This window comes from Billgrantia aerodenitrificans (assembly GCF_021404405.1).
In the GTDB taxonomy this organism is placed as follows: Bacteria; Pseudomonadota; Gammaproteobacteria; order Pseudomonadales; family Halomonadaceae; genus Halomonas; species Halomonas aerodenitrificans.
On record NZ_JABFTV010000020.1, the window covers coordinates 1 to 23,725 of the forward strand.

Sequence of the window (23,725 nt, forward strand, 5' to 3'; positions counted from 1 at the left end):
TACGATGTCCTCAATGAGGGCCCAGCCGTTGTCGGAGATCTCGTAGCGTCCTGCCATAGGTCACCTATGCTGCTGCGGCATAGGTGACATTAGCAAATTCGAGTTTTCGGACAAAGCCTAGTGCGCTACCGCTACCCCAGCGCCAAGTCGCGTCGCTGCATCATCAGTGGCCGAGGCTATTGGCTCAGCCAAGCCGGCGCCCAAAAGCTGCTGGAATTGGCCTACCCCATCCGCATGCCGGCAGATTACCTGACAGGCTACATTCAGCGCAGCCACATTCATGCCTACGGCGTGGAACCCAACCTCCTGCTCGAAACCGATACCCCATCCGAAATCGATGCCGTGGAAAAACGCCAATACGGTGGGCATGCAGGCTAACGAGGCCAGCACTTCCGCCAAAGAACGTGAGAAACCGGGCTGGCGATGACCGGCCTCGGATCAGCTCGGTTCGATCATGGGGTTTTCCAGCGTTGCCTTACGCAACTCCTCTACGAATCCGACATAGCCGCCCGCGGCCAGGAAAGCCTCGTACCGCCGCTGGATCTTCTCACTCAAAGGAAAGCCATCCAGGCAGGCGATATCGAAATCGATGAGGCATAGCGTACCAGCCTCATCGACGGTGACGTTCTTGCCCCCGGCAATGTCCAGATGCGCCACCGACGCCTTTTCGAGCGTCATGGCAATGCTGGAAAGCTGCGCTTCTATATCGGGGACGGAAACGGTTCGCTGCAGTTTATCCAACGGCGTTCCGTTGTGCGTCGTGGTGAACGAACGCGCAGTAGCATCCCACGTCAGCAATTGCGGGAAGTGACATCTTCCGTCCAGGCTTACCTGGCTGTCACCAACACGCCTAAGACACTCCATTTCCAGATGGAAGGCCTGATCGTCACTCAAGCCATTCCACACGATACGTCCGCGGGCCTGCTTGGTAACCGAGTTACCCGCTCCTATCGGCAAAGAGTGCTTCGGTACGTCCTCTTGTTCGGGATAGACGAACAGCGCCCTGCAGGGCTCAACCAAATTGCGTTCAATGGCCCTTTTCTCGAGCCGAAGGTAGCGCTCACGCAGATGCTCCAGCTCCTGAAGGGCCGCATCGCGCTCCCGGGCCAGCCATGACAAAGCTGCCTGAGTATCTCGCCCCGACCTCCAGTGCTTCCACTTTCTGCGAGCCTTGGACACAACCCTTGCACTCTTCAGGCTCTCTCGCAGGCCATCAAAAACCAGCATTCCCATGCGTACAACCGTTTTTTAGAATGTAACGATATGCAATTTGTCATAAAACCTTAACATACCGTGTGCCACGGGAAAGAACGAAAAAAGCGCCCGCAGGCGCTTTTTTCACTGACTCCCCGAACCTTATGCGCTAATACGCATTAGGGTTCATAAAGCCCTTGTAGATCGTCAAGGCAATGATTCTCAAATCCAGCCACAGCGACCAGTTGTCGATATACCAGAGATCGTGCTCGACCCGACGCTCCATCTTCTCGACGGTATCGGTCTCGCCTCTCAAGCCGTTGACCTGAGCCCAGCCAGTAATGCCGGGCTTGACCTTGTGCCGCTTCATGTACGACTCGACGATGTCCTTGTAGTGTTCATTGTGAGCCAGTGCATGCGGGCGCGGGCCTACGATGGACATGCGCCCCTGCAACACGTTGTAGAACTGCGGTAGTTCGTCCAGTGAGGTACGGCGCAGGAACGCCCCCAGCCGGGTAATTCGCGGATCGCCCCGCCGGGCCTGTGTGACCTTCCCGCCCGGCTCCTCGTGAACCTCCATGGAGCGGAACTTGTACACCTTGAAATGCTTGCCGTTGTCTCCCATGCGGAACTGCTTGAATAGCACAGGACCCGGCGAGGTGAGTTTGATGGCAATGGCGATGATCAGACATACCGGCAGCACCAGCAGGCTGAAAAAACTGCCCAGTACCAGGTCTTCCAGGCGCTTCACGATGCGTGTCACACCGTTGAAGGGCGTAACGCTGAGGTCCACCGCCAAATGGCCGGCCACCTCGCTCATGCTGTGGTTCAGCAGGTGCATGTCGCGGAAGTCAGGCAGAAAGCGCACTTCCGCCGTATGGTTGCGCAACGCATAGAAGATGGACCGCACCGCGCCCCCCATCTCGAGCGGCACGCAGATCCACACTTCGCAGGCGTTCGACTCCACCACGCGGCGGCTCAGGCGTTCGATGGTTTCCTCATCCAGCCCCCCGGCAAGGCGCTCGACACCGGCAATGGAGTACCCTTCTGCCGGGTACTTACGCATACCCTCGGCCACGCGGATGAGCTGCTCTCCCGGGCCAACCAGAAACACCGGCCGCCTGGCACGCCCCTGGCGGCGCGCTCGACGCAACAATAGCTGCGCCAGCATACGTCCCCCGCCCGCCAGCAAGAAAGACGACACGAGAGTAAAGCCCACCCACAAGCGCGAATAGCGCTCGGCGGCATGAGCGAAATAGATCAGTGAGGTAGCAATGGCGGCCAGAATAAGCCAGGTCATGGCAAGCCGCGCAATCATCGCCGGCAGCCGCTTGATCCGCCAGGAGCTATAGCCCCGCTGCATGGTGTTCAGCAACACCACCAGCAACGCCATGATGATCATGGCCAGCCAGAAACGCTCGTGCAGCTGCAAGGTGCCGAATCGCAGCCAGTAGGCGAACAGCCCGCCGGCGAAAATGCAGAACACATCGAAAACCGGCACGATGAGCTGCGCCGGGTAACGATCGGCAAAACTGATCGGGGCGACTTTCATGCGCTACGCTCGCTATCCTTGCAGGCCAGCACGAAAAGTAGCGCCATGACGAAAGCGTAATAGGTCGCAATCATCTCGTGCTGCAGCGCCACCTCGGAAAGACAAAAAACGATGAACCCAAGGGAGAACACGAAACCGACGAACCAGTATGGGTTATCGGGCTCCTGATGGCTACGCCGCAAGAAATACAAGGCAGGAAATATCAGGTAGAAGAACAGCGCTACCACTCCGATGACTCCGCCCGTAGCCAACGTTTCGAAATACTGGCTATGGGCATGACCACGGCTGATGGTCGCCACCCACTCGTTGATGATACCCGTACCGGCAAGCTCCAGGTTCAGAGCATCTCGCTCGTCGTAGGTCAGCCCCACCAAAGGCCGCTCCTTGAATGCCTCGATAGCAGCCGCCCACAGTCGTACTCGACCACCGGCGGAGTTATGGCGGAAATCCCCTTCCAGGATCCTTTCCACCTCACTCACCGTGAGGTCTACCCGCTCCTCCACCTGGGGCAAGGTCAGGTAGCTTGCCAGTGCCAAGCCCCCTAACCCCAGCAGCCCGACAACCAGATACACCGCGCCGATGCGCCGCCACTGCCACACCAACAGCACGGTGAAAACGATGGGGATGGCAAACACCGCCCCGCGCGAGGTACTCAGCAGGGTGGCCAGCAGCGCAAGCAGCGCGCCGGCACCGACCAGCGCCCTTCGCTGCGTGCTCGGCAACAGGGCCACCATAAGGAAGAACAGCGAGGCGCTGAGATAGCCGAAATTGATATGGAAAAGAAAACCATCCACCCGAGCCTGGCCGAGCAGATAAACCTCATAAACCGCAATGCCGGCGCCACCCAACGAACCGACGAAGCCGCCATATTCCAGCACAGCCCGGAAGCGCACCAGGCTGAGCTCAGCCAACGCGACCCGAAGCATCAAGTAAATGGGAATGATACCCATCATATGCAGGCCCGGTGCCAAATAACGCGTGCTGAAGCCACTCATGACGAAAACGGGTAAGTGGCTGAGCATGTACAGCGACAGCAGCAACACAACCAGCCAATCCTGCCGGGTCATCGCAAGTTGGTGGCGATTGAAAATGAGAAACCCTACGGAATAAATCAGCAATAGCGCAACGAAGGCGTGTATCCGGATGGGAGCCGAAACCAGCAGCGCGAATGCAAGGAAGGTGACCGCAAGGGTCAAATGAAGAGCTGTCTTGTAACTGAATAGCACCTGGCGCCTCACAGGGTAATTTTCAATGAAGCCACGTGCTGGCCCGCGCGCAGATCATAACGACTCGACAAGGGAATTCAACCGCTTTGCAAACACTCTCCTCTCACGTTCTATGGCATCCCGCAGCTCCAAGGCAGGCGGCGCTTCACTCTGAGCGCCGAGGATCGCTTCCACCAGCGGTTCTACTTCAAAGAAAGCGGGAACGCCGTAGCGCTCCGATATGGCCTCGGCAGTGTCGCGCTGGTGCTCGTTGCGATGCTCCCGCAGGCTTGCCAGCCTAGGCAGCATGAAGAAGGGCTTGGCCCGCTCCAGGCACAGCAGCAGATTACCCATGCCCGCGTGGGTAACCACCAGATCGGCCTCCTGGAACAGCGCCTCGAATTCTACCTGAGGGAACATGGGCGCGGCCTTCACGTCGGCATGAGCTGGGGAACAGACAGGCAGAGCGGAGCCGGAAGCCCCAGGCCCTGCCTGAAACACCAAGCGCCACTCCGGGCAGCGCTCGGCCACTCCCTCCACTACCCGCGCCATCCGAGCGAACGGAAACTGAGTACCCGCCGTGAACAGCACGTTCATAGCAAACGGCCCAGGTAGCGCACACGGCGGGTTTCCAGCTCTGGCCATTGGGTCAGCACCCGCGTAGCGAACAGGCAGGCCGCACGACCCGAAAGCGAGACCTTGCGGCTGTTGGCGATGCTATCCACCCAGATCGTCTTGCGGCCCAGCAGGAAGCCGGCAAACAGAATCAAGAGGCCCGGCGCCGCCCCGGTGCTGACGACTACGTCTGGCCGGCTGCGGCGTACGATACCAAGCGCGCGGGGCAACTGCAGAACGCCGCGCCATACTTCGCGAATACTGAAATCCTCGAGGTAATAGTCTGCCGAGGTATGCTGCGACTCGGCGGTGGAAACGAACTGACGCTCATCGCAGGAAAGCAGTACGGATACCCGCTTCAACTGTGCCCAATGGCCGCCAAAAGAGGCGGCGAACAAAATCCTCACCGCGGCAGCCCTCTCCGCTCGGCGCCGGGTACCATCAGGCGACACCGCTGTGCCACCTTCACCCCTTTGAGATAAGCGAGCACCAGCAACGCCCAAGCGCGTTCGCGCCAGGTCATGTCTTGCCGTGTGAGCAGCATAGCTACATCGCCCAGAAGGTTGCCGAGCACACGCCGCACGTTGCCCAGCCTGCCGCGCTCGCGGTACAGCGCCTGGCTGCCGGACGTTACCCGCCGGGCTTTACCGGCCAAGGCGGAGAGAGAAGCACGTGCCGGATGCCGAACCACAGCTTCGGCGCAGTACAGCATACGATGCCCCCGGGTGGTGGCACGCCGGGTCCATTCAAAATCACCACCGGACATCAGCTCAGCGTTGAACGGCCCGACTTCCTCGAACACCCTGCGGCGCACGAACAAATTAGCGGTTACCGCCAACCCATTGGCAACGTTCTGCTGCTGACGAAACGCAAAGGCCTTCTCGAAGCACTCGGCAGGCGTCAACCGCGGCGTGGCATAGGTCAGCTCGATGTTACCCGCCACCAAATCCACCTCGGGATGCGACTGCAAGCAATCAATTCCGGCCTGAAGCCACCCAGCAGCAGGAACACAATCCGCATCGAGAAATACGAGCACCTCTCCTCGGGCCTCTGCAATGCCGCGGTTGCGGGCAGCGTAGGAGCCAGGGACTGATTCATGGACCAATCGAGCGTTGTCCGGCAGCAGAATATTGCATGGCGGACTTTCGCCAGCATTCTCCACAATGAGGATCTCAAATTCCTGCGCCGGCAGGGTCTGATCGGCCAAAGCATCAAGGCAAGAGCGCAAGGCGTGCCAATCCCGATAGGTAGGTACGATGATAGAGATGACAAGCGTAGGCACATCGACACTCATGCGTTGCGCTCACCCGCCGCAGGACAAGCCGGGGTCGTGCTCCCCACTTCATGATCCATATCGAGTTCAGAGAGGCAGCCAAGGATATCAGGCAGCAGCGCCATGGCATCAGCGTAACGCTGCTTGTTGAAGTTCTGTTCGAAAGCACTGCAGCAAGCACAAAGGCGTATTCGCGCTGCAGGTGTATTCAGCAGGGATTCACGTTTTTCCGAAGCCTCGGCCAAGAGTTCATCAAGCTTCGGTAGCCATGACTCACCACAAGGCAACCCTAATCCGAGGGGTTCCAGCGCCCAATTTCCCACGTGAGCCTGAAGCAGCTCTCCTGATTCCGATACAAAACACAGTTCCCTAGGCACACCAGGGTTCAACAATGCCAAGGGGAGCAGATTCAGTTGTTTCAAGATATCCTCGAAGCGATCTTTGGTTTGCTCAAGGGCAGCCATATCGTCGCCGTTCCCAGCTACGACCGCCAACCGCTCCAACATCCTCATGCCCAAACGATGCTGTAGCAGTGGATGAGACCGCTGATAACGGTTGACCAGTGTTTTATCGGGTTCAATCTGCCAATATTTTGCCAGCCACTCAATCTGCACCTTCGGCGCAGCATAGCTTCCCGGAACGCACCAGTGGGGCAAGCGGAACAGGTGGATATCAAAACCCTCCATCTCCCCGATATAGACAAGCTCCGGTGCAGGTAGCAGAGGGCCGGAAGCGGACGACAAAATATCAGCTTCGCTCATTGCCGCTTTACGATGCCGTTTTCCGAATATCTTGAGGAGATACCGCTCGATCCCATCTTCAGCCCCCTTCAACTCGACTTCAAAAGCCAGCAGATCCACCAAGCCGCTTTGTTTCCAACGGCAGTTTACCTCGGCGCCGTTCGGCAGGTCGTGCCCCTTGACCTGCTCAAGCACGGGTAATAGTGGCTCACTGCTTTCACTCAAGGAGAGAAAATTCCAGAACTTCCTGTTGCGAGAATGCTCCGGGGATTGCTCCAGGCGGTGGCCAGTAAAAAAGATGGCATTAATTTGCAAGCGTTTATCGCTAAGCCAGATGGCATCTTTGATCACACCATCGAGGCGGTTCAAGAGCTGCCGTGAGAGCAATAAGCTAATAATCGCCACCATGAAACCTACGCCTTCCCATAGTAGAAAATCCACCACCATAAAGGCGAATAGAACCATGAAGCCGATGCCCGAAAGCAGACTTGCCAGGGTAGCCGCCTTCTGTTGCAGCTCACTACGGGCACCGACATTACGCCCCATCAGCGCCACAAGGGCTGAAGCGGCCAGCACATAGGTAAGCGCAGCAAACAGAAAAGCTGGGTATACCAAGGAAAAAAGCAAGGCAATAACCACAGTCAATACTGTGGTTGCCAAGCCCGCAGCCAGCTTCTGGTAAGCCTGGCTGGCGACTTCATCCTGATTCGTGAACAGGACCATCTTGTGCGTGCCTGCCACCACACCGGCCGCACCTTTCTCCGCCATAATGCTCAACAATTTTTCTGATGTGAGAGAAACAACATAGAAAAAGACGGTAGCAAGGCTAAGTGCAATGACCAGAGCGTCTCGATCGAGCGCCGCCCATGAATCAGGAAAATAACGCGGCGTACCTGTCGAGCCGATCAAGATAATGACTTTCAGTGGCAAGAAAAAAGCCAGCATTCGAGAAAACTGGCTCACCAGGGTCAGCACAACGAGGGTAAGCGTGGGCAGAGGCACAAGCTTGAAAAACTTCTTGAGCACCGCTGCCGACCAATACAGTTGGCGTAGCGCAACGCGAAAGAACCACATCAGGTATCACACCTAAAAGACATATGTCTTACCATTCAACTCAACTGCCAAAAGGGGCGAATACCATCATGTGGGAAAAACAATGGCTTAACCTCTTCCTTGCTGGGAATTTCCAAATGCTCAAGCCCGCTCATTTTCCCATAACGGGAAAGATAGGCGTAATAGATTGGGTAGAACCGCTCAGAGTCGAATTCGTCGATCTGCTGGAAAGGCCAATTCTTATCTATATACGGAAGCAACCACTCCATCGCCCTACGTATACTCTGCCCCTCTGGGCCTTCGAAGCTCCATAGATCCTCACCGCATGACTCGGCTAGTTGCGCCAGATGAATCCATCCCTGAAGGTTAAAGCAGCAATAGTGTGCAGTAGTTGTACGCTTAAGCTCTTCAGGCTGACTACCGTCTGTAGAAAATTGCTGAACGATACGGAAACGACTGTCCCGTAGAGTATGACGCAAAAGCATATCCTCTCCGAGGAACGCAGCAATGGCCCCTACCTGCAGGTCATAATAGGTACCATGGTTGTTAAGTGCTGAACGCTCTTTCACGCCTTGGGGGCTAGTTCTCAGCCAGTGCAGATATTTAGATAGCCACTCTCTGAGATCATTTGAGTTGCTCTTCGTCAGCTTTTCGCGCCGCTCCAGCAACCTGACAGCATCAAGAAAATAGTAGAAATCTTTTGCCTCAATAATACCTGAACTGCTTCCCTTGTTTTTATTCCAGCCTTTTCTCACCTGAGCATATTCAAGATGAGGGGACATTGCTGTTTCAGGATTGAGAAACCAAGTGCATACAAGCTTTACTGCATGGGCATCATACCGCTCATCTTTGCTCACACTGCCTGCCAGGGATAAGGAAAAAGTATCGTCAAACAAGCGTTGTAAGCGCGTACGATCATAATTATCGCTCAGAGGTTCATACAATCGCGTACCGGGGACGCGCTTACCGTCCTTTCGAATGTAAGGAAGCCCCGGCATGGGGATTGGGTTCGGCCAGAAGTACGGGGCAGGATGCCAATAATCATGAAGATTTCTACTGGGCGGCAGTGTTTTTTTATCTATAACAGAGTATGGGCCACGAGAGAGGGAAGCGTTTGCGTTGCGAAGCAATTCTGAGTTAAAAGGATCTTTTATGCACCCATGCTCTGCTACCTCAGCCACATAACAAAGACGTTGTGAGTCGTACCGAGCTTTAAACCCATCACTATCCAGCCTTTCAAGTAGATCTGCTATAGCCTCATTGCGAGCTAAGCCACGATCAACCAAACCTGACTTTCCATTTTCCAAGTGAGCTTGCCCCGAAAATAGGCGTGCCACCCATCCAGCAGAGGAATACATACCAGCATCAGGGGAATATTCAGGGCACGGCAAGTCCCATGGCTCAATTGGCCAATTATCCCAATCCCCTGCAATTCCTAACCTCCAAAAGAGCTCTACCTTTGGCCGTCTGCCATAGTAAAACTCTTCGTTGAATTCCTCTTTGCTATTGCAATGGAATACCATCTGAGGCTCTTCGCTTGCACTCACAACATGCAAGTCCTCAAGCAGCTTTTGGTTATCCTCTATTCTCGCCATAGGAACAAAAAAATATGGCATCTTTTTATTTTTTACATCACTATACAACAGCTTCCAAGCTGACTCAGTCATAAAACAATTGCCATCCCAAGGCAAAACCCAATCAGCTTCAGACTTCCCTCTTCTTAGAGCAACATTTCTCGCTCCGTTATTATTCATCACATAGTTATTTTTTAGCCTACAGATCCGCATCTTTATGCGTTGCTTTTCAGGCTCGCTCAGATATTGATACTCCATTCTGTAAGGAAAGTAATTTTGAGGAACGCCTGAAATATCAAGAGGAATCTTAAGATACTCATCCAATGAAAAAGGTATTTTTACAAAGTCGCACCCCTCCTCCTGCAGTCTTTTTACTATTTTTTCTTCTTGTTCCTTGTCAATTATTCTGTTAATTATGTACTTTTTTTTACAATTTGGAAAAGCAGACTCGTTGCGTAGAATGAAATTTAAATTTTCAAGCGTTTGGCCTTTTTTATGCCTAGGGTATAAATCATTCCCCAAAACCCTATAAAGGACAAAAGAACCGCCATTGTATTCGTCGTCAGCATGAATTTCTGAAAATTGAGGCTGCCTGCGATCACTGGGATAGCTAACAGCAACACCTATTCCACTCTGGCTTGAAAATAGCTTTCTTTTTATGCTTTTTGCGTATGGCACTTTACTTAGCCAATATTTAACCTTCACCCCGCTCCTCTTTAACATGCTCAGACCACCTTAAAAGTCCATTTTTTATGCGCTTTCATCCAAGAAAAAAGGTCTTGGTAAGCTTGAGGGTTGTTCTTTGCCCATTGGACATTGTTAGCAATGTCGTACCTAGAATTGCACATTGGGATATTTATTCCCGCTGAGGCAAAGAGCCCTTCTATCTTATGCGTATTACCGGGAAAAATAACGAAGGGTATTTCTGCCTTGCATGCTGCGTACATGGCGTGATGGCGCCCCGTGATCAATATTTCAGACTTACGGAGAAGCTGAACAAGCTCATTCCAACCCATATTTTTCATATCAATATATGGGTATTTCGCATATTCTGACCCTGTGAGCTTGACGAAAGAATCAAACTCTCGTGAGAAAAAATCCGTAACCCATATTTTTTTATCTAGTGCTTCTTTGGCATTTCCCTCAGCCTCAGGAACTTTCAAAAAGTAAGAAAAATCAGGCAAAACTTCTGACTCAACGCCATGGTTCGACCATAAATCCTCCTGACTTTTAACTTCGCGCACGACAATACGGTCTAGCTTTTTTAAAACATCATCATATTCATTATCATTGTTCTGCCAAACAGTGTTCAAAAGCTCGGCTCTCTTTCCTTTCTCCACCGCCTCTCTTAATGCCTCCATTTTCTTTCGGTAATTATTCTTGTTATGATGCATACTCCCTTCGCCATTGACTATTAACACATCATACTCATCGTCCTGAACGACAAAGTGCTCTCTCGAGACCTCCATATGAAAATATTTAAAAACCGCTGCTGAGCCGCAGTGGTATTTGGTATGATCTCCAAGTATTTTAACTCGTAAAGGTTGTAGTGTTTTTTCTGAGTAAACGCCATCTCCATGCCGAACTATTTTTTGCTTTTGTTTCTTTAGCCCAATTTTTTCAGCTAATAGTTTGAACACTTCCTTTTCTCCATGCCAATTATGTCTTGTGCTTGCCTTGCTGCGTCTAAAATAGTTCGAACTACTGGCATTACTACCAATTTGATCTGTAAAAGAAAAGCCATAAAAACTGACTTTCTCTGTAGCCGCTAAAGAAAATGCATAGCAAATCTGCAAACCGGAGCTTGGAGATGCCTGCAAAATATCAATAAGTTTCTTTGTTACCCCCTTCTCTACAACGACTACTTTAATATTTTTTTTCATCAGGCTGATTACAGCAACATGATCCATGAAAGTGGTTAAGTAATCAGGCGCTGTGATTATTACCGTATGCACATTTGCTGGAATTTTCTTTATGGCATCCAGTGCACTTATATTAATTACTGCGACGGTTGTCTTCTCACCATAGTCAATTTTATAATCAGAACTAATTTTAAAATGATTAAATCTAACCACCTCTGAGTGAGAATTTATTTCCTCTCCTCTTTCTTTTCCTTTTTCGCAAGAAGAATTGCCAACTATCGCAAAATTTTTTGTCCTAACAGAACTCCAAAAAATCTCAGTGCCTTTTTTAATATACTCATACAGCTCTGCGTTTTCTTTTATTTTTACTCCACTATCTTGGGAGGTATCGTGTAAATATTTACTCAGCGGAAGTGATTTCCAAGCCACATCCGCTATCTCGTCATGAGCGTATAAATTTCCAACTTCATCATACCGTTCGTCTTGTGCCAGAAGGGTCGCGTACTCGACTGCCAATTGACGACCAGCATCGCTCCCCCTGAACTCTTTATAGTATTTCAGATAAAGCTCAGACAAAGGTCGGTCAACCTCTCTCTGCATTAGCCAAATATACCTAAGCCCAAGCAAGGCAGCTTCATCATTAACTGTTCCTGCGTGAAGAATTTTTTTTATTTCTTTCAATCTTTCGTTGTCAAACAGTCCATAGCGCATATAAAAATAAACAGTCGCACTGTTGGCTGCTTTTTCATTGCCTTTTTTTACAACTTTCAAGCCATTTTCAACTATATTGAAAAAACCATCATCACCAAATCTTCTGCAAGTTCTTTTTAAATTAACCAAATGTTTTGTATTGTCTGGCTCAACTTTTAGCGCCACTTTATAGAGATGAAATATACTATCGAATCTCTCAGTTAAGAAAAAATTTTTCAGCTGAGTTTGGTAATTATAATTTTTTTTCATTACACTGCAGAGCTTCCAGAGAAAATAGGCTCTATCCCATTTCTCTTTTTCCATACTCTTATAAATTCTTCGCTTATAAATTCTAAATACTTCCAGCTTCATAGCCTATCAGCCTTAAGCAATATTTAAAAATAGCAAATACCGATAACTTTGCCCCCCATATGCAACCTCTACAAACGTATTGGCGCCATAGGGAATATTTAAAGCCATACCCAACACGAGCCTTTCACATCTAAATTAATTTAAGCAAAATAACTATCTCAATATGACGATCTGAGACAACATTTAATCGAAAATCTCAATCGCTCCGACTATATCTCCAGCCTCGGACCCACGCACTAACAGAATCCGGACCTTTCGTTCTTTCATAATCTTCTCCGCCTCAGCAAGCAGAACGTTTTCTTCAACAGTAATTGGAGAGCTTGTCATGAAGTCTTTAGCAGGTTTAACAAGACCGCCCGGGTCTTTCAAGAGTCCTCTGCGGATATCGCCATCAGTAATAATTCCTTTAAGCTGGTCGTTCTCCACAACTATGACTATGCCTATTCTACCAGCAGTCATTACCATGAGGCATTCATGCAAGGGAGTCGTGGGCGTCACATAGGGAACCTCAGCGTGCATAACATCTTTAACACGCGTTAATAATTTCCGCCCTAAGCTACCGCCCGGATGAAATCGGGCAAAATCGGTAGGTTCAAAGCCACGTGCACGTATGAGAGAAACTGCCAAAGCGTCTCCCATAGCCATGGTCGCCAGAGTGGATGTCGTAGGTGCTAAGTTATTAGGACACACCTCTCTTTCTACTTCAACATCCAGATAAATGTCTGCATTTCTTGCAAGCGTAGAATTTTTATTTCCAGCAATTGCAACTATAATATTGCCAAAAGCCTTTAACACCGGTATTAGCCTGATAACTTCTTCTGTCTCTCCACTATAAGATAGCAGAAAAACAATATCACTTGATGTTATCATTCCTAAATCGCCGTGATAGGCCTCTGCGGGATGCATGAAAAAGCTTGGCGTTCCTGTAGAAGCTAAAGTTGCTGCTATTTTGCGCCCTATCAGTCCTGACTTTCCCATTCCTGATATAATCACTCCACCCTGGCAGGACAATACTGCTTGGACGCAATTTTGATATTCAGCACCAAGTGAGTGTGCAATCTTTCTGACAGCATCAGACTGAGCTACCATAGCCTCTCTAGCGATAGAAATATGGTCCATTCACTTCCTCGTAAAGATAAAAATTAAATCTTTTTCAAGCTCATCATTAAGACTTCCTTGCTTCATGCAAAGAGCTTGTTTCTCATTTCTTAAAGGAGCCATGCTAGAAAGATAGTTTTTATATACTAATTATCTCAACCCAATTTCAGGAGAAAAACTTAAGGGCGCCATTTAAGTTAGGCTTGCTTAATTAGCTTCTTAGCGAATCCCCCCGCCCCACCCCAAAGTAAAGCAAGCCCGCTTGCTTTACTCGTACAGGATCGAACAGATTCCGTCCGTCCACTACCACAGGCATGGCCAGTTGCTGTTTTAACCAGTCGAAATCCACAGCGCGGAAGTCTTTCCACTCCGTGCAGATGGCCAAAGCATCGGCGCCTTTCACTGCCTGGATGCGATCGGCCACCAGCACCAGGTCGTCGCGGTCGCCATAGATGCGCCGACACTCTCGCATGGCTTGCGGGTCGTAGGCCTGTACTTTGGCGCCGGCTTCCCACAGGGCTTCCATGAGCATGCGGCTCGGGGCATCGCGCATGTCATCGGTCTCGGGCTTGAAGGCCAGTCCCCACAGCGCAATGGTCTTCCCTTGCAGGTCACTATCGAAGGCCTGCATCAACTTGTTGAACAGGGTCTGTTTCTGGCGCTGGTTAACCGCGTCTACCGCGTTGAGTAGCTTCGGCTCGTATCCAACCTGGTTGGCGGTACGGGCCAGGGCCTGTACGTCCTTGGGAAAGCAGGACCCGCCGTAGCCGCAGCCGGGATAAATGAAGTAGTAGCCAATCCGTGGGTCCGAGCCGATACCGTGGCGCACCTGTTCCACGTCGGCGCCCAGTCTCTCGGCCAGGTTGGCTATTTCGTTCATGAAGCTGATCTTGGTAGCCAACATGGCGTTGGCGGCATACTTGGTCAGCTCGGCGGCACGAATGTCCATGAACATCAACTTGTCGCGCAGGCGGTTGTAGGGGGCGTAGCATTCACGCATCAGCGCCTTGACCCGCTCTGAGTCGGTACCTACCACGATACGCGCACCATGAGTGAAGTCCTCGATGGCGCTGCCTTCTTTCAGGAACTCTGGGTTGGAGCAAACGTCGAACTCGGCTTGCTCGCCACGGGCTTCCAGGGCGCTAGCAATTGCGGCACGCACCTTGTCCGCCGTTCCCACCGGCACGGTGGATTTGTTGATCACCACCTTGTAGTCGTTCATATTCTCGCCAATGGTCTTGGCTACGGCGAGCACGTATTGCAGGTCTGCGCTGCCATCCTCGTCCGGCGGTGTGCCAACGGCAATGAACTGAAGCTTGCCGAAGGCCACCGCTTTGGCAGCCTCGGTCGTGAAGCGCAACCTTCCTGCGGCCACATTCTGCTTGACCATGGCTTCGAGACCGGGCTCGTAGATGGGGATCTCTCCGCGCTCCAGGCGTGCAATTTTGTCAGCATCGATGTCCATGCACATCACGTCGTGGCCGACATCGGCCAGGCAAGCGCCAGTCACCAGGCCTACATAGCCGGTTCCAAATACGGTAACGTTCATTGCCGTTCCTTAAAATCCTGCACGTTCAAGTAGGTAGAACTGATGTTAGGCGTGCCAAGTTTACGCTGGCATGGTTATCTTCATGCTAGCGCCTGGGCATAAGCCTCTGTATTCGTATTCTCGGCAAGATAGTCGCTACCCAGCGTCACTCTCAACTCATGCCCTGCCCCTTCGGCCCATTCCAGCAGCTTGGCCTTGAGCGCGGCCTGGGCGTGGGCGTCGCCGTGTACCAGGCGCACTTCCCTTGGTGGGTGGCGCATGCGGCGTACGAAGTTGAGCAGGTCGTGCTGGTCGGCATGGGCCGAGTAGCCGTTTACGGTTTCGATCCGTGCGCGAATCTCGATGCGTTGGCCTTCCAGTTCCACCCAGCCGCCGCTGGGCCCGAAGCGCTGTATGTCGCGCCCTGGGGTGCCCTGGGCCTGGTAGCCGGTGAACAGCACGCAGTGGCGCTCGTCAGGGAGCATGCGCTTGAGGTAGTTGACCACCCTGCCGCCGCTGACCATGCCGCTGGCGGCGATCACTACCGCAGGCCTGCCGCTCTCGGCCAGGTAGGCCACGGTGCGCTCGTGCGCGGCGTGGTCGTCTACGGTGTAGAGGTTCTCGAAGCTGAGCGGGTGGCGGCCGCTACGCAGCCGACGGTGGGCTTCGGCGTCCCACCAGGGTTTGAGCTCGCGGTAAACTTCAGTGAAACGTGCGGCCAGGGGCGAGTCGACGATGATCTCGAGCTCGCGCCAGCGTTCGCTGCGTGCGTCGTGTATCAGCCCTTCGAGTTCGTAGAGCAGCTCCTGGGTGCGGCCTACGCTGAAGGCAGGTATCACCACGGTGCCGCCGTTTTCCAACGCTCTGTCGATGGCGGCCTTGAGCCGCTGGCGGCGGTGCACTCTGTCTTCGTGCAGGCGGTCGCCGTACGTGGCTTCCAGCACCAGCACGTCGGCTTTATAGGGCGGCTTGGGTGCCGGCAGCAGCGGTGCGTGGGGCGCGCCCAGGTCGCCTGAAAAGATGGTGCGTTGGCTCTGCCCGCTGGCTTTGTCTTGAGAATCCACTTCTACGTAGGCGGAGCCGAGTATGTGCCCTGCGCGCTGCAGCTTGACGCGAATGCGATGGTGTTCGTCGTCGAGCACGGTGTGCCACTGCTTGTATTCCAGCGCTACCAGGCGCCCTTCCACCTCAGCCAGAAAGCGTTCGATTAGGGCGCGGTCGCGGGTGAAACCGACTCTCAGCGCATCTTCTATGACCAAAGGCAGTAGCCGCTGCGATGGCACCGAGCACAGAATCGGCCCCTTGTAACCTGCCGCCAGCAGATAGGGAAGTCGGCCGATATGGTCGATGTGCACGTGGGTGACCACCAGCGCCAGCACGTCTTCCACCGGGAAGCGCACGGTATGCTGCTCCAGACTTTCGACGTGATCGGCATCCTGCCCCTGGAACAGGCCGCAATCGACCAGCAGGGCGCGACCCTCGGCAATTTGCAGCCGGTGGCAGCTGCCGGTTACACCCGCACCGCCGCCGTGGTGGAGAATCTTCACGTAGTCGTCTTGTTCATCGTTGACCAAGGATTCGATGTCTTGGCTCGAGCATCCGGCCAAGCTGTTTGGCTTTTATTCCGCTTGGAGCTGCTCATCTTTGAAATCGAGCCCAGTCTGGCTTAGGTTCCGTACGCCAGGCACGCTACCGCCCGGGGATTGTTACGGGCGGTTCCCTGGCCCTGGTCGCTTGGCGATACCATGTACCGGGACGGGGCGTTGCGCAAATGCGCACGAGAAAGCCACAGGACACACCAAGCCCTGGGCAATGCTTTCACGGTCCCTTGTCGAGCATGTGCTCGACGTTTCGGCAACGCCACGGATCATTCCTGCGGCGCGGCCCTTCCCTGCCGGGTATCGTTATTGGAATAGCTGAATTCTACGGCACTCGCACGGGATGCTCTACAGCCATCGGCAAGGAAATACCCTTGACAACTCAAACAGTTGTTCCATCAGCGCGGGCTCATGAGCGGCATGTCAGCCTTTTTTATGACAATTCATCACACCGACGCTGACTCAACGGCAGCGCCACACCGCCAGCCGATGCAGCAGTGCAAGCAGGATCAAACCGGCGGAGAGCCAGCCAAGGCCGAACAGCAAGGTGCCGAACCCACTGGGCAACGTATGGGGTGGGCGGTAGCTCATGCCGTGTTCGGCAAGGCGTGCCACGAGGTAGGTGAATGCAGCAACCAGCGCCAGCGCGGTGCTGGAGCGCCATTCGGCCAGGCGCCGGGTAATGCGCCAGGGCTCGCCGGCAGGCTTGGCCTTGGCGGTGGCTCCCGCCTTGGCAGCGGATTTTGCGCTGGCCTTGTTCCCCGTATTGGACTTGGCGGTTTTGGCGGCGGTACGACTGCCGCGCCCTGACGAGCGCCGGGACCTGGCACTCCCCTTGCCACTGCCAAGCGAGAGGCCGGAAGCCACCCAGCGCAGCAGGCGGGAAAGCGCCCACCCCAGCGTGAACAGGACGGATAACGCCAGGCTACCCATCACCAGAAAGTAGGTCATAGAGGACTGCAGATCAGGCAATGCGTCCAAGGCTCTGCAAGGTACGCAGCAGGACTGCCACGCTTTCCCTGGGCTGTGCGTATTCTTTCATCAGCGATTTGAGCCGCCGCTCGAAGGCTTGCTGCTGCTCTTCCGCTTCCAGCTCTGCCAGGCTACGCACCGGCGGCCCCGTGGGAATATCAAGCTTTGGATTGGGCTTTTCCAGTTCGCGCAGTGCCTCGGCGAAGGCGTCGTCCAGTTCTCGAAACTTGCGCAGTTTTTCGCGCTCATCCATGGACCGGTTCGATTTTTGGTTTCTCATGTGTATCCGTATTTGCTCAAGCACCTGGGCCTTTCCCCCAGCGGCGCCTGCTAATGAAGAGCTCCAGTATACCGCCAAACCGCTGTGTAGCGAAGAAACGACGTTGCGCTACGCTGAAACAGAGGCTGCCTGACGTAAAGGAGTTGCGTATCATTCCCAGTACGTATTATGCACAAACGGTCAAACTCGTTAACCAAACTTGCCTTTGGCTGCCACCCAAGCGCATAAAGAGATTCTCAAAAGCCATAAGAAAAGCGGGCGTTATGCCCGCCGGGCTCTGCCCAGGCGCCAGTGAGGGCACCAGTGTTTTGGCAGACGCAGCAAACGAGTCGTTGCTGCCGAATCGAGCAAGGGACAGTTATGTTTAACGAGATGATGCGGGCGGAGATCTGGCTGCAAGACCATTTGGATAGCCAGCAGGGAATAGAAGACCTCGCCAGCCGACTCGGTTATTCGACCTCACAGGTCCGGCGCAGGTTCAAGCAGTGCTTTGGTCTATCTCCAAGTGCATACCGTGACAGTTTACGCCTGGAGAAGGCAGCGCGTCTGCTGACCTTGACCCCCCTTTCGATACGAACCATTGCCGGCCAGTGCGGCTACCAGAACCATTCCGCGTTCAGCCGTGCTTTCCAACGATACCACAATCAGACACCGCGCCAATACCGCCAGGCGCTACGTTTGAGACTTCACCACAACCCTGTATACAAGGAGGGGGCCCGTAAACCACCAACGTTTGAAATACGTCATGCGGACATGCGCCATGCCCTAGTGACCCGGCTCTATCGTCAGCCGCATAGCGCCGCTCTGGGCATGCTCAAGACATGGCGGCAACACGCCAAGGGAGCGGAAAGCTTATCCGAGCGCCTGAAACGCGGCCATATCATTGCCTTGATGTATAACACGCCGTTGCCCAGCGAAACGAATCGAATCGACGTCGGACCGGTTGTCAGCCAGAACGAAGCGCAGGGCACCCCCATTCCACCCTCGTTCCGTCTGTTGAAGGTGCCTTCTCAGCATCAGGCCTGCGTTACGGTCGAATCGCTGGAAGAGATACCAGACGTGGTGCAGTACCTGATTTGCGAAGGATTGCCCGCAGAGCGCTATCACGCCACGGGAGAGGCACTTCAGGTGGAGTGGACGCAGGAAGAAATCGTACTTCGGCTGCCGGTTCAAAAGAATCGATGAGCTTACGCTGGGTCAGACAACCGCTGTGCCCGACGACTAAATCTTGAGCAAGGACAAGCAAATCGAACGAAGCCGGGCCATTGGCCCGGCTTCGCAGGTAATCAAGACTCGACGCGAACCAGCCAGCCTTCCACGGTGTCAGAGCCGTGCTCGTCTTTCCAGGCTTTCAGCGTCTTGTGGTTACCACCGCGGGTTTCCACCACTTCACCCGTTTTGGGGTTCTTGTAGATTTTCAGCTTGCGCTTGCGACGGGCGCCGCCACCGGCTGCCGCCGACTTGGCCGGAGCCGATTTGCCACCCTGCGGTTCCAGCAGGTTGATGACATCGGCAGAGCTCTTGTTGAACTCGCGCATCAGCGCTTCGAGCTTGTCCTTGAACTCGAGCTCGGCCTTCAGGCGCTCGTCGTTTTGCAGCCGCTCCATTTCAGCCTGAAGCTGCTTGAGCTGCTGCTCTTTCTGCATGAATTCGCTAAGAAGGGACATTGGCAATCCTGTAATTCATTTGGGAGTTTTGCGGGATGCGGCTTATAAATACAACAACCCGGCCGAAATGACAACACTCAATCTTATTTTCATCGACTTTATCGGCAACGTCAAATAGATGTGGCAAACGAAATTCCGAAAACCGAACGGATGCGGCACGAACAAGAAGCCGCCGCCTGCTTTGTATGACCATTTCCAAGCCGCCATACCATCAGCATCATCTAATTTACGACCTTGTTGCCGCTCGGTCGTTTGCTACACTGGGGGTATGGAGACATTGGTCAAGCACACTAAGGATGGCATGTATTTGTTTCATAACCTCAAGTCACGCTTGGATTTATGCGACGAGGACAAGCGCGTTTTCGATAGCTACACGGGCCCCGTGCGGGAAGTGAAGAAGGGCAGCCACTTGGCCCGCGAAGGTGAGGTACTGGACTGCCTGCATCTGATCGAGAAGGGTTGGGCGTGTCGCTACAAGATGTTGCGCAACGGCAGGGAGCCGATTACTTCCCTGCTGCTGCCGGGCGATATCAGCGACAACGGCCAGGGGCTGTACAACCGGCTCGACTATTCCATCAAGGCGATCACGCCGCTGCGTTTCACCACCATCGACTCAGAAAGCGCCGAGCGGTTGTTCGAGCGGCCACGCATCCTGCGCCTGTTCAAGGCCTCGGGTCATATCAGCCACAGCGTGGCCATGAACTGGATCGTCAACATCTCGGCACGCAATGCCGAAGGACGAATCGCCAATTTGCTATGCGAATGCTTCGCCCGCTCTCACGCGGCCGGCATGACCTACCGGGGGCGTTATTTCTTCCCTCTCACTCAATCGGAAATCTCGGATGTAGTGGGCCTTTCCAGCGTTCACGTGAGCCGCTCGCTGAACAAGATCAAGCGTAAGGGGCTGATCGAAAGCTGCGACCACAGGCAAATCCGCATCAACAACTGGCGCGGCCTGGCAGCCCTGGGCGACTTCAGAGCGGATAACCTCGCGCTTCCCGCTTAGAAGTTCGCTACTTCTACGGCCTCAATAAAAAATATCGCGCAGTATCTCGTAGATGATGGCGTTGGCGGCATCCACTAGGATGATGTCAGGCCCGACGCGGCGCCATTCGTAGCCGTCGTAGCGTGGCAGGTCGCGCAGGATGCGATCGTCCAACTGCCTGGCGATGCCCGGCGGCAGCGGCTTGCCCCGCTCCAGGTTCATGCGGATGCCAGGCGGCAGGCTTTCCCGGCTGCGGTCGATCTCGATCCAGTCACGTCGCTCGAACAGCAACCGGCGGATCTCGCGCTCATCTATGCGCGGGCCGTAGTCGACATTCCGCCCTGTGCGAGGCTCCCCCTGCCACCCTTCCCCGCCTCGAGACGCACGCTCGCCGGGCTGGGCTCTGCCCTGCCCCTGTTGCCCCGGCGCCATTTCCTGAGCCTGCCCTCGGCCCTGACCCTGACCACGGTTATCGGCAGGCTGGGCATGAGCAAAGGCCGCACCGGCCAGCAGCAGTGCCGCCGCCGCACCGTGGAGTACCGTTCGTTGGGAAATACGCATGGGCTGCTCCTTACCGAAGGGTTTCTTTCAGCCTAGGCAAGGAATGCGCAGGGAGTGTGGAACGACAAGCCACATATTCGGAAAGCGAGCATTACCCCAGGAGATTACATGAGTGGGGGCCATCTCCCGGCATTAGTTGCTCACCGTGGACCTAAGAGCAGAATCACACTGGCGCGCTCAGCGCCAAGAGCTGATCGCAAAGCCAGAGCCGCCGCCGGCTTCTCCATCAAAGCCAGTCTCCTGAAGAGCTTCGTCATATGCAATCAAACCATTTCCATCTACCTCAACGCGCTTTCCCCTGACCGATCCGTGCAAATTCGCGCCACGTATGATCGCCACATCGCCAAATGGTGCATAAACATTTGCCACAACACGACTCCCACCATTGAATTCAACAGCGCGGCCGCTGCCATTATACGTTGAGAGCAAAGTAAAGGACGCATCGCCGTTGTTATTCACAGGGTTCGTACCAAGCATATTCACTGAGCTTCCGAACACCGTCTTCTCCCGCACAATGACAGTTAGGCTACTGCCCGGATCAATCCTTATGCCGTCCCCACCCCCACCGACGTTAAAATTGCCCTCGACTATAAGCACTACATTACCAGAAACCCTTAGCGAGCCGCTTTGATTGATATCCAAATTTCCGACACGCACCACACTTGTATACCCTTCCCTAGCCAATACTCCATCCGCTATTTGACTACGTGCATGCTCAGTCCATTTATTTGAATTATTTGATTTATCTAGCTTGCTCAAGCCGCCTTCCGAGATCTCCCAATCCCAATACGGCCAAGGCCCTATTTGTACGTTCCTTGGCACACCATCTGATTCATTCACATCAGGAATTTCTTCGCTAAGCCTCAAGGCTTCTTCAGAGATGCTACGCCCTGAAAATCTCATGTTGTCGCAGCTCTCGCCAGAAACAGGCACGGCACCGCCATCGTGGCCGGGATAGTAATTTTGCCTATTGTTTTGCGAAAGATGTTCTGCGGGATTACTTTTCCTTGTAGACCGAACATTGCCACCGGCATAAATAGCCTCACCTACAAAAGCCGAATCATTTTCAAAAACCACGTCATTGACAGCTTTTACTTCCCCATGGACTTTAGCACTGTTCCCAAACCTGACGTTGCCTTGTGATGACACATTTCCGTAAATCTCACCACCACCTGCATTTAAATTCACGTCACCATTCGCTGAAACATTGCCATGAATTCTGGATGAACCAGACGGCAATAACACCCCACCGTATGACGAAACAGAGCCGTATATTCTTTCATTTCCCCTCAGACTTATGAGGCCATCGCCTTCAAGCGTTCTAACCAGAGGTGTTTCAGATTCCCTAAACCCGCTTGACGTACCGTTCCACGGTCCGTTTCGAGAATCATAACTACCAATTGTAGAACCACCTGAAAGCTGGACTCCTTCACACCCGACTATTGGCGAAGAAAAGACAGCTCCACTTCCAGCCTCGGACTCAAGTTCAATAATTATTTTCTCGCTCGTTGCAATTACTCCCTCCACCTCATCCTGAACCACACCCATTGCTATGATGTAATCCCTGCCGCCACTACTTACATAGCGATAAGAACAACTCACTGAACTGACAAAGTGACATGCAGTTTGGTTTTCAACCAGCAAACCAGTATTGAATGCTGACCAGTGAGTTGCTATTAGACTCGTTAGATCATGATTATCGAAAGAGGGTGCTGGGGTACTGGCAAGCAAAGTATGCCAACCTTCGGAAGCAGCTCGCTCAGCCGCCATCTGAGCCTGGGCCATGGCGCGGTAGTTTCCCGCTAGTCGCTCGTTCACCAAGCTGCCACTCATACTCGACAGACCGAGCAAAAGAGCCATGCTCAATAACGAGAGCACCACCACCAGCGCCGCACCTTGCTGCCTGTGTCGCTTACCTGGCATCTGCCCTCCAGAAAACCCGGAACACTTTGATACACAACTTTACATTAAAAGTGAGGCATGGTCACGTACAAGAGACTGATGGCTATGATACCTCCTCACAGGGGTGTGCATTGTAAAGGCCGCCGCACCGTGGAGTACCGTTCGTTGGGAATACGCATGGCCCGCTCCTTACGGCTGGATTTCCTTCAGCTTGGGTGAAGAATGCGCAGGGGGCTGGAATTACAACACGTTCTTAATGAATATTGTGCAATAATTTGCATAGCAGGGCTCCCAAACCATCGAGAAGCATACACCTGATAACAATGCCAGCCTCAAGCTGAACGGCGCTTACGTAAAAAGAATAAGCCGGCATCTCTGCCGGCTATTGTAGAATTCTTAGCTAAACATTACTAGGGAGTTTGCGTCTCTTCTTCTTCCTCCCCTTCCCAATTGGTGATAGTCCACGTAATGACTTCATCACCACTATCGTCCCATGTCATGATAGCGTTCGGATGGCCATTAGTATTACTCAGTGTAGAAGTACCATCATTGCACTGAAATCTCGTACCCACGCCATCGCAGGCATCCTGTCCCGTTTGAAGATTTATACCAACCTGCAGCTTGGCTGCACTGAGCTCAGAGATAGCAGCGCTATGTCTTGCTCGATCCTGATAACCTGTATACTGCGGAATCGCTATCGCCGCCAGAATCCCGATGATGGCTACCACGATCAGCAGTTCGATCAGGGTGAAACCGCCCTGGCCTCGCTTGGCCGTTGTCCTCTGTCGCATCAGTTCTTTCATGCTCATCGCCGTCGTCCCCTGCTCTCTGGTACCCGTACGGCCGTCTTGCCGGCCGCTTGGGCGGTTACACCTGCGGCGTCACGCCGCCTGCTCTCGCGGAACGGGTCCGCACCTTGCTCTTGCCCCTTTGCCACCTTCGCTCACGCCTTGCGCTGCAAGTGCCTGAGCTCGCTCATCACAGGGGTCTTACGCCCCGTTTTC

At 53.5% G+C, this 23,725-nt stretch carries 21 protein-coding genes; 3 read left to right on the forward strand and 18 right to left on the reverse strand.

The features are described 5' to 3' along the window. Positions 1-120 precede the first annotated feature (120 nt). Positions 121-378 carry a glycosyltransferase family 25 protein gene (locus HOP59_RS22830; RefSeq protein ID WP_234255662.1) on the forward strand — a complete coding sequence of 86 codons (258 nt, stop codon included), beginning with the start codon at positions 121-123 and terminating at the stop codon, positions 376-378. Between the two features lie 60 nt (positions 379-438). Here HOP59_RS22830 and HOP59_RS22835 read toward each other — a convergent pair whose 3' ends face one another. From HOP59_RS22835 to HOP59_RS22900, 14 genes are all read right to left on the reverse strand, one after another. Continuing rightward, on the reverse strand, positions 439-1,233 hold the full coding sequence (locus tag HOP59_RS22835) for a hypothetical protein (RefSeq protein ID WP_234255663.1): 795 nt from the start codon (positions 1,231-1,233) through the stop codon (positions 439-441). Between the two features lie 130 nt (positions 1,234-1,363). Then, complete coding sequence (locus tag HOP59_RS22840) at positions 1,364-2,746, reverse strand: undecaprenyl-phosphate glucose phosphotransferase (protein WP_234255664.1); 1,383 nt, start codon at positions 2,744-2,746, stop codon at positions 1,364-1,366. Continuing rightward, a complete protein-coding gene (locus HOP59_RS22845) occupies positions 2,743-3,942 on the reverse strand; it encodes an O-antigen ligase family protein (protein ID WP_234255665.1) in 1,200 nt (399 codons plus the stop codon). The genes HOP59_RS22840 and HOP59_RS22845 overlap by 4 nt, the downstream gene beginning before the upstream one ends. 84 nt (positions 3,943-4,026) lie before the next feature. Next, entirely contained in the window at positions 4,027-4,548 is a 522-nt protein-coding gene (locus HOP59_RS22850) for a glycosyltransferase (protein ID WP_234255666.1), read from the reverse strand. After that, positions 4,545-4,973: an oligosaccharide biosynthesis protein Alg14 gene (locus tag HOP59_RS22855; protein WP_234255667.1), complete on the reverse strand. Its 429-nt coding sequence runs from the start codon at positions 4,971-4,973 to the stop codon at positions 4,545-4,547. Before HOP59_RS22855 ends, HOP59_RS22850 begins: the two co-directional genes overlap by 4 nt. Further along, positions 4,970-5,860 carry a glycosyltransferase family 2 protein gene (locus HOP59_RS22860; protein ID WP_234255668.1) on the reverse strand — a complete coding sequence of 297 codons (891 nt, stop codon included), beginning with the start codon at positions 5,858-5,860 and terminating at the stop codon, positions 4,970-4,972. Before HOP59_RS22860 ends, HOP59_RS22855 begins: the two co-directional genes overlap by 4 nt. Beyond that, positions 5,857-7,653 (reverse strand): hypothetical protein, encoded by a 1,797-nt coding sequence (locus tag HOP59_RS22865; protein ID WP_234255669.1) that lies wholly within the window; start codon positions 7,651-7,653, stop codon positions 5,857-5,859. Before HOP59_RS22865 ends, HOP59_RS22860 begins: the two co-directional genes overlap by 4 nt. 35 nt (positions 7,654-7,688) lie before the next feature. After that, positions 7,689-9,929, reverse strand: coding sequence for an alginate lyase family protein (locus tag HOP59_RS22870; RefSeq protein ID WP_234255670.1), 2,241 nt, complete (start codon positions 9,927-9,929; stop codon positions 7,689-7,691). 2 nt (positions 9,930-9,931) lie between these two features. Beyond that, complete coding sequence (locus HOP59_RS22875) at positions 9,932-12,130, reverse strand: polysaccharide pyruvyl transferase family protein (protein ID WP_234255671.1); 2,199 nt, start codon at positions 12,128-12,130, stop codon at positions 9,932-9,934. A gap of 183 nt (positions 12,131-12,313) precedes the next feature. After that, positions 12,314-13,249: a KpsF/GutQ family sugar-phosphate isomerase gene (locus HOP59_RS22880; RefSeq protein WP_234255672.1), complete on the reverse strand. Its 936-nt coding sequence runs from the start codon at positions 13,247-13,249 to the stop codon at positions 12,314-12,316. A 190-nt stretch (positions 13,250-13,439) separates the two neighbouring features. After that, positions 13,440-14,777 (reverse strand): UDP-glucose dehydrogenase family protein, encoded by a 1,338-nt coding sequence (locus HOP59_RS22885; RefSeq protein WP_234255673.1) that lies wholly within the window; start codon positions 14,775-14,777, stop codon positions 13,440-13,442. An 80-nt stretch (positions 14,778-14,857) separates the two neighbouring features. Then, positions 14,858-16,330 (reverse strand): MBL fold metallo-hydrolase RNA specificity domain-containing protein, encoded by a 1,473-nt coding sequence (locus HOP59_RS22890; protein WP_234255674.1) that lies wholly within the window; start codon positions 16,328-16,330, stop codon positions 14,858-14,860. A 486-nt stretch (positions 16,331-16,816) separates the two neighbouring features. Continuing rightward, positions 16,817-17,305, reverse strand: coding sequence for a hypothetical protein (locus HOP59_RS22895; RefSeq protein ID WP_234255675.1), 489 nt, complete (start codon positions 17,303-17,305; stop codon positions 16,817-16,819). 13 nt (positions 17,306-17,318) lie between these two features. After that, entirely contained in the window at positions 17,319-17,579 is a 261-nt protein-coding gene (locus HOP59_RS22900; RefSeq protein WP_234255676.1) for a hypothetical protein, read from the reverse strand. A 387-nt stretch (positions 17,580-17,966) separates the two neighbouring features. Here HOP59_RS22900 and HOP59_RS22905 point away from each other — a divergent pair, with 387 nt between their 5' ends. Then, the gene (locus HOP59_RS22905) at positions 17,967-18,791 is read left to right on the forward strand and encodes a helix-turn-helix domain-containing protein (protein WP_010628777.1); all 825 of its coding nucleotides are present in this window, start codon (positions 17,967-17,969) and stop codon (positions 18,789-18,791) included. Positions 18,792-18,892: 101 nt separating this feature from the next. Here the strand turns inward: HOP59_RS22905 and HOP59_RS22910 are convergent, their stop codons facing one another. After that, a complete protein-coding gene (locus tag HOP59_RS22910) occupies positions 18,893-19,273 on the reverse strand; it encodes a histone-like nucleoid-structuring protein, MvaT/MvaU family (RefSeq protein WP_010628778.1) in 381 nt (126 codons plus the stop codon). Positions 19,274-19,541: 268 nt separating this feature from the next. On the opposite strand from HOP59_RS22910, the gene HOP59_RS22915 reads away from it, so the two are divergent. Beyond that, positions 19,542-20,279 (forward strand): Crp/Fnr family transcriptional regulator, encoded by a 738-nt coding sequence (locus HOP59_RS22915; RefSeq protein ID WP_234255677.1) that lies wholly within the window; start codon positions 19,542-19,544, stop codon positions 20,277-20,279. 21 nt (positions 20,280-20,300) lie between these two features. Here HOP59_RS22915 and HOP59_RS22920 read toward each other — a convergent pair whose 3' ends face one another. The 3 genes from HOP59_RS22920 to HOP59_RS23570 all read right to left on the reverse strand — a co-directional run bounded on the left by HOP59_RS22920 (position 20,301) and on the right by HOP59_RS23570 (position 23,524). Continuing rightward, the gene (locus HOP59_RS22920; protein WP_234255678.1) at positions 20,301-20,819 is read right to left on the reverse strand and encodes an anti-virulence regulator CigR family protein; all 519 of its coding nucleotides are present in this window, start codon (positions 20,817-20,819) and stop codon (positions 20,301-20,303) included. A gap of 177 nt (positions 20,820-20,996) precedes the next feature. Beyond that, positions 20,997-22,742 (reverse strand): DUF7305 domain-containing protein, encoded by a 1,746-nt coding sequence (locus HOP59_RS22925; RefSeq protein ID WP_234255679.1) that lies wholly within the window; start codon positions 22,740-22,742, stop codon positions 20,997-20,999. A 389-nt stretch (positions 22,743-23,131) separates the two neighbouring features. After that, entirely contained in the window at positions 23,132-23,524 is a 393-nt protein-coding gene (locus HOP59_RS23570; RefSeq protein ID WP_276574332.1) for a prepilin-type N-terminal cleavage/methylation domain-containing protein, read from the reverse strand. Positions 23,525-23,725 lie beyond the last annotated feature (201 nt).

Bases quoted from the DNA above. Each gene is read 5' to 3' on its own strand.
- HOP59_RS22835 (WP_234255663.1), bottom strand. From the start codon at position 1,233: ATGGGAATGCTGGTTTTTGATGGCCTGCGAGAGAGCCTGAAGAGTGCA.
- HOP59_RS22840 (WP_234255664.1), bottom strand. From the start codon at position 2,746: ATGAAAGTCGCCCCGATCAGTTTTGCCGATCGTTACCCGGCGCAGCTC.
- HOP59_RS22850 (WP_234255666.1), bottom strand. From the start codon at position 4,548: ATGAACGTGCTGTTCACGGCGGGTACTCAGTTTCCGTTCGCTCGGATG.
- HOP59_RS22860 (WP_234255668.1), bottom strand. From the start codon at position 5,860: ATGAGTGTCGATGTGCCTACGCTTGTCATCTCTATCATCGTACCTACC.
- HOP59_RS22865 (WP_234255669.1), bottom strand. From the start codon at position 7,653: ATGTGGTTCTTTCGCGTTGCGCTACGCCAACTGTATTGGTCGGCAGCG.
- HOP59_RS22870 (WP_234255670.1), bottom strand. From the start codon at position 9,929: ATGTTAAAGAGGAGCGGGGTGAAGGTTAAATATTGGCTAAGTAAAGTG.
- HOP59_RS22875 (WP_234255671.1), bottom strand. From the start codon at position 12,130: ATGAAGCTGGAAGTATTTAGAATTTATAAGCGAAGAATTTATAAGAGT.
- HOP59_RS22880 (WP_234255672.1), bottom strand. From the start codon at position 13,249: ATGGACCATATTTCTATCGCTAGAGAGGCTATGGTAGCTCAGTCTGAT.
- HOP59_RS22885 (WP_234255673.1), bottom strand. From the start codon at position 14,777: ATGAACGTTACCGTATTTGGAACCGGCTATGTAGGCCTGGTGACTGGC.
- HOP59_RS22895 (WP_234255675.1), bottom strand. From the start codon at position 17,305: ATGACCTACTTTCTGGTGATGGGTAGCCTGGCGTTATCCGTCCTGTTC.
- HOP59_RS22900 (WP_234255676.1), bottom strand. From the start codon at position 17,579: ATGGATGAGCGCGAAAAACTGCGCAAGTTTCGAGAACTGGACGACGCC.
- HOP59_RS22905 (WP_010628777.1), top strand. From the start codon at position 17,967: ATGTTTAACGAGATGATGCGGGCGGAGATCTGGCTGCAAGACCATTTG.
- HOP59_RS22910 (WP_010628778.1), bottom strand. From the start codon at position 19,273: ATGTCCCTTCTTAGCGAATTCATGCAGAAAGAGCAGCAGCTCAAGCAG.
- HOP59_RS22915 (WP_234255677.1), top strand. From the start codon at position 19,542: ATGGAGACATTGGTCAAGCACACTAAGGATGGCATGTATTTGTTTCAT.
- HOP59_RS22920 (WP_234255678.1), bottom strand. From the start codon at position 20,819: ATGCGTATTTCCCAACGAACGGTACTCCACGGTGCGGCGGCGGCACTG.
- HOP59_RS22925 (WP_234255679.1), bottom strand. From the start codon at position 22,742: ATGCCAGGTAAGCGACACAGGCAGCAAGGTGCGGCGCTGGTGGTGGTG.
- HOP59_RS23570 (WP_276574332.1), bottom strand. From the start codon at position 23,524: ATGAAAGAACTGATGCGACAGAGGACAACGGCCAAGCGAGGCCAGGGC.